The following is a 5,226-nucleotide window of genomic DNA, read 5'->3' as shown; positions in this document are numbered from 1 at the left end:
GCTTAATGTGCTCGGTGATGAGATCGATTCAATGCACGTTGGGCCCCAGCCCAGGCCAAGAGCTCGCAGACAGGTCAGCGAAACATCGACGATTCGATTGTGCTCGTCATCGGTCAGCGGGGCCGGATAGGTGAGCTCATGAAAGACAAAATGCGGGTGGGGGCCGAACTCGCCGGCGCATATCGCAATGACCTCGTCTCCCATTATGTCGGCGCAGTAGTAAGGGCCTTGTGCGAATTCTTCGACCAGTATTCTCGGCGCAGATCGCCATATGTGCTTCCCGCCCAACAGGTAGGCAGTATGCTCGGTTAACTCACCGACGTTGCAGCACAATCGGACACCTCTGCTCCCGACCCCTACGGCTGGCTTAAGAATTACCGGCAGGCCGATCTCCGCGGCTGCGCTTTCCACATCCGTCACATTTGTTGCCAAGCGGTAGGCAGGTATCGGGACGCCAGCGTCCGCGAGGAGCTGTCGCTGAGCGAGTTTGTCGCAGCATCGCTCAACCGATTCGGGGTTCGGTCCAGGTAGATCGAAATGCCGGCAAAGCTTGCCAACTGCCGGATAGACGATCTCCTCCGTGCTCGCAATGCCAGCGATGTCATAGATCCCTCGTAGCCGCGAACATTCATAGATCAGTGCATCTATATTGGTTGTATCGACCTGAATTGCCTCGACACTTTCCGGCGCGATGTAATCGTATTTTGTGGGATCTGCTGAAATGGTAAGTGGATGGAGGCCAAGACGCTTGGCTGCTTGGAGGTATAGCCGACCATTGCATCTAGGGTGACCTTCCACTAGGATGAGCGCTCTTCTTCTTGCCATCGGCTGCTATCCAATGCTGTTCGATGTGGCCGGCACTTCAATTCGCCGAGCCAGACCTCAGAATTGCATTGAGCATACCGCTCTGAGCGAATTTTCGGTGCAAAAATTTGCGAAATTTATCGGAAGGTTTTGTTGCGCCGGATCGCGTCTTGCCGCCTGGGAAAGCGAAACAGCACCGGCACGCGTTTCAACTGGAGATTCTCAACCGACCAGGCACGCCTCTAATTGTCTAGTACTACAGTTGCGGATATGCGCGCCGTTTGTAGTGACAAATGGTGGCGGCAGCTTGATGTCGTCGTCGCCATAGCGACCAGGCGATGATGAAGGGCTTTTGTGTTGGTGGGAAGATGAGCATCCGGGCGAGGAGATAGCGGATCTCGGGGACGCTTGGCACCAGCGCAGCCATCCGAATCAGGCGGCGATTGGCTCCTTTGGACTCGTTTCGTTCGGTTTGCTCCATGCGCTGCGGCGAAGATCAGCCGATAGCTTCGAGAGGAACGCCAGGGCGGCCATGCACAGGCTCATGTGGCGATGCCATCCGTGCCAGGACCGAGCCTCGCAATGATCAAGTCCGAGATCATCCTTGGCGCGCTCAAAGCACTCCTCGATCGCCCAGCGCAGGCCGGCCACTGCCGCCAATTCGGCCAAGGAGGAACCGGGTGGGGCAAAGACCAGGTAATAGGCTTTTTCTCCCGATGTCGATCGCTTGCGGCGGACGAGAAGCCAATGCTCAAAGCCGCTTTTTTGACGTCCAAGGACGGCGGATGCGTGCCCAGTCGTAGAGCCGAGGCCCTTTGGCGCCTTCACCTGCCGCATGACAGACCCAGTCCTCGGGCCCGAACTCGCTGGCCAGTTCCTCGGGCGAGGTTTCCTCAAACAGACGATCCCCTCCACGGCGCATGAAGTGAGCGCCTCGAACCGCCAAGACATAGGGCTGCTCGCGAGCTTCCAGCATCCGGCGAAGGCTGCTGTCCGCCCCGTAGACAGCGTCGCCCAGCACGTAAGCGCACGGGACGCCGGCATCGAGCGCCGCCTCGACCATGGCGCGCGCCATCTTTGGCTTGGTCGCAAACTCGACCGTCTCCGGGATCGACGCCCTGGCACATCGCGCCCGATCCTTTGTCCAGCTCTCCGGCAGATAAAGGCGACGATCGACCAGCGCCTGGCCGTAGCGGCTCGCGTAAGCCAAGAACACGCCGATCTGGCTGTTCTCGATCCGCCCCGCCGTTCCCGAGTACTGACGCGCGACACCGGCGGAACGATCGCCCTTCTTCACAAATCCCGTCTCGTCGACGATCAGGACGCCATCCTCATCGCCCAACGCCTCCACCACATAATCGCGAACCTCGTCTCGGAGCCGATCAGCGTCCCAGTGGCTGCGCCCCAACAGCGACTGCATCCGATAGGGCCGCTCCGCTCCGGATTGCTCAGCCATCAGCCAGCCTGTCTTGCGCTCAATGCCGGAAAGAAGGCCGTCAAGGAAATCGGCGCTCGTCTCCCGCAACTCACGACGAGGAAGCACCCGCCCAACCCGCGCCTTCAGCGCTGTGAGCTCCTGCTCCCAAGCCAACAACGACCCTGACCACGAAGCGACAGACATGGTTGCCTCCTTCTTAACCTGTCGAAGGGAATCACAAAATCAATTGATCCGCAACTGCAGTACTAGTGCTTGCACTAGGACTTGCAGCCTTCAGCCTACCTCAGCAAGGCGGCCGTCACCGGAGGGGTACTTTCATTCCGTATCGTCCGGTGGCGGACAATTTTGAACGATTTGGGACATAGCGACATCAGCGTCATCGTATGTTTTAGCACGACTTTTTTGGCACGATGTATGCACGGTGGTCCCGGGGGGAGGATCGTCCTATGACTAAGACGTCTGCCATTTCGGAAGTTGGATTTAGGGTGAAATCGAGGACCGGGCAATTTGGTGCTGTACTCGTAAGGTCGGAGCTATGCCGCCTGCTGGCACGCTTCAGCTTTTCGGTTGAGTACAGTTACGTCGGCAATTCCGCTGACGTTTGGAGTTGTTGGTGGCCGCTAGGGCTGACTAGGACAACTAGCGTATTCCACCAGATTCGAAATTCAACAAGAATCAAGAATCGAGAGTGACCGTGAATTCGCTTTTTCGGGTTAGGTGCAGCAAGTCCATGGTTGGTCCCAACCTCCTCCTGCTGCCTGCGCTCTGGTTCAACATCATGACGATGACGTCGTGACCTCGCAGAATATTGGCTCGGCCGAGGCGGAAAGAATGGAACTCGAGCCGCTGAAGAAGCATGCTCGCCTAGGGGATATGGCGTATGAAGCCATGAAAGATCGGCTGGTGCGCGGGATCTTCGGTCTAGGGCGCAAGCTGACCGTGCGCGCTGTCGCGGACGCGCTCGGCGTGAGCTCCACGCCGGCGCGTGACGCCTTGAATCGCCTCGCTGCTGAGGGGGCGCTCGTCTATGCCGGCCCAAAGACCGTCATTGTGCCTTATTTGACGATGGAAACACTAAAGGAAATCACCGCTATGCGGCTCGCCCTTGAGGGGTTGGCGGCGGAGCGCGGAGCGGCGAAGGCGCCGGCGGGCCTTTCGGATTCGCTCGAGAACATGCAGGCGAAGATTAACGAGGCACTCGAAAGTCGGCGGTATGACAAGCTATTCTGGACCAAAAAGGAATTCCACTTCGCAGTCTACAGAGGCTGCGGCATGCCGCATCTGCTGTCGACCATAGAAACCTTGTGGCTACGGATCGGCCCCCCCTTTCACGACCTCTATCCCGAATTCGCGGCCCAAAAATACGGCGTGCACAATCATCAGGTGGTAATCGAGAGCCTTCGAGAGGGCGATGCGGGAGCCATTAGGACCGCGTTCGAGAACGACATCCACGACAGTTATCGACATCTAAAGCAGGCAATCCGCGCGCGAGAGGAACAGGTTGGAGAATGAACTCTCAAAAAGTCCATTGCATGGGGCGCATGGTTTAACGAGTGTCTGTGACCTGCCACTTAACATTCATCCAGCGGCGATTAGAGCCTTGGCCGTTTCTGTTACGCCTCTTGGCGCGGGTTGAGCAACCGGCGGAGGCGCAGAGCCTTCCATCAGCACAGCGTCGGAGCCGGTTGCGGTGATGTCCTCGGCGTATGCCGCCGGGGTCTGGTAGCCGAGCGAGGAATGAGGCCTCGCGGTGTTGTACAACACGACGAGAGAACGCCCACGGGACCGAGGAACGCGAGCTTCTTTATCGATGGCATCCCTGGGCTGGGCGGTGTGTTCACGTTCATGAGGTGATCGAAAAGGCTGACCGGGAGGTTTTCCGCTGCAGTCTCTCTGGCCACGCCTCCGATCGGTGGCTGGAGGTTCCGGCCTGGATGTTTGATCGGGCGGTCTGCGCCAGGTGGCGCATTGCCGCTGCCCCACATGTTGATCCCAGAACGCTTGGCGTCTTGGTGACACTGCTGCAGGACGCGACGGCCAATTCCCACACCCCATCGCAATTGGAGAATTCGGGCGCAGCATCGGGTCCTCACGACGCGAATCGGGGAGAGGTCCATGCCGCGCCAGCCTACGACATATCAGTTCGATCTGTTCTCCAACCCGCACGACGCGCAGACCGCGCAGATGCCACCATGGCAGGCGCTGCCGGAAGAGACGCGCCTGACGCTGACAAAGCTGATGGTGCGCCTGATCCTCGACCACGTCGACGGCGAGCGCGCCGTTCGACGGGAGGAGGCGCGTCATGATGCATGAGAAGATCCGGCCCCACCATCTGGAGCGCAAGGCGATCCTGTATGTGCGGCAGTCCTCGGCCCATCAGGTTCTGCACAATCGTGAGAGCCGCGCCCTGCAGTATGCGATGCGCGATCGCCTGGTGGCACTCGGCTGGTCTTGCATCGAGACGGTCGATGACGATCTCGGCCGCTCTGCCGCTGGCGGTGTCGCGCGAGCGGGCTTCGATCGGATGGTCGCCGAAGTCTGTCTCGGCAAGGTTGGGGCGGTTGCGGCGCGGGAGGTCTCGCGCTTCGCCCGCAACAGCCGCGACTGGCAGCAGCTCATCGAGATGTGCCGCGTCGTCGATACCGTGCTGATCGACCAGGAGACGGTCTACGCACCGCGTCAGGGCAATGACCGGCTGCTGCTGGGATTGAAGGGCAGTCTCAACGAGTACGAGCTCGATCTTCTGCGTCAGCGCTCCCTGTCGGCCCGCTATGAGAAGGCCCGGCGCGGTGAACTCGTCGTCGCTGCCCCGGTCGGCTTCGTGAAGGTCGGCGACCGGCTGGAGAAGGATCCCGATCGTCGCGTGCAGGAGGCCATCACCGTTGTGTTTGACAAGGTGGCGGAACTCGGCAGTGCCCGGCAGGCCCTGCTATGGTTCCTCGAACATGGGCTGGATTTGCCTGCCAAGCGCAACAATGGCGATG

At 59.7% G+C, this 5,226-nt stretch carries 6 protein-coding genes and 1 pseudogene; 3 read left to right on the top strand and 4 right to left on the bottom strand.

Annotated elements, in window-relative coordinates; all coding sequences use genetic code 11:
- The 3 genes from EOC06_RS32180 to EOC06_RS32175 all read right to left on the bottom strand — a co-directional run.
- The coding region (locus EOC06_RS32180; protein WP_128309685.1) for an acetyl-CoA carboxylase biotin carboxylase subunit family protein at nt 1-825 on the bottom strand (825 nt) is incomplete at its 3' end.
- Between the two features lie 411 nt (nt 826-1,236).
- Entirely contained in the window at nt 1,237-1,473 is a 237-nt protein-coding gene (locus tag EOC06_RS44070) for a transposase (RefSeq protein ID WP_245470277.1), read from the bottom strand.
- Between the two features lie 82 nt (nt 1,474-1,555).
- Nucleotides 1,556-2,425: an IS701 family transposase gene (locus tag EOC06_RS32175; protein ID WP_245470276.1), complete on the bottom strand. Its 870-nt coding sequence runs from the start codon at nt 2,423-2,425 to the stop codon at nt 1,556-1,558.
- Between the two features lie 648 nt (nt 2,426-3,073).
- Here EOC06_RS32175 and EOC06_RS32170 point away from each other — a divergent pair.
- The gene (locus EOC06_RS32170) at nt 3,074-3,754 is read left to right on the top strand and encodes a GntR family transcriptional regulator (protein WP_128309686.1); all 681 of its coding nucleotides are present in this window, start codon (nt 3,074-3,076) and stop codon (nt 3,752-3,754) included.
- A 66-nt stretch (nt 3,755-3,820) separates the two neighbouring features.
- Here EOC06_RS32170 and EOC06_RS44065 read toward each other — a convergent pair.
- Nucleotides 3,821-4,000 (bottom strand): annotated as a pseudogene (locus EOC06_RS44065) (IS3 family transposase); the annotation flags it as partial.
- A gap of 357 nt (nt 4,001-4,357) precedes the next feature.
- Here EOC06_RS44065 and EOC06_RS32165 point away from each other — a divergent pair.
- The gene (locus tag EOC06_RS32165; protein ID WP_128309684.1) at nt 4,358-4,555 is read left to right on the top strand and encodes a hypothetical protein; all 198 of its coding nucleotides are present in this window, start codon (nt 4,358-4,360) and stop codon (nt 4,553-4,555) included.
- Nucleotides 4,545-5,226 (top strand): recombinase family protein (locus tag EOC06_RS32160; RefSeq protein WP_164898851.1); only part of this gene is annotated, 682 nt, incomplete at its 3' end. The genes EOC06_RS32165 and EOC06_RS32160, both read left to right, overlap by 11 nt.

It is taken from the genome of Mesorhizobium sp. M7A.F.Ca.MR.362.00.0.0 (assembly GCF_004023175.1).
In the GTDB taxonomy this organism is placed as follows: domain Bacteria; phylum Pseudomonadota; class Alphaproteobacteria; order Rhizobiales; family Rhizobiaceae; genus Mesorhizobium.
Note: the sequence above shows the minus strand (reverse complement) of the source record. Positions and strands in the feature narration are given on the sequence as shown.

Excerpts from the sequence above, each read along its gene's own strand:
- EOC06_RS32170 (WP_128309686.1), top strand. The coding sequence starts at position 3,074 with ATGGAACTCGAGCCGCTGAAGAAGCATGCTCGCCTAGGGGATATGGCG.
- EOC06_RS32175 (WP_245470276.1), bottom strand. The coding sequence starts at position 2,425 with ATGTCTGTCGCTTCGTGGTCAGGGTCGTTGTTGGCTTGGGAGCAGGAG.
- EOC06_RS32165 (WP_128309684.1), top strand. The coding sequence starts at position 4,358 with ATGCCGCGCCAGCCTACGACATATCAGTTCGATCTGTTCTCCAACCCG.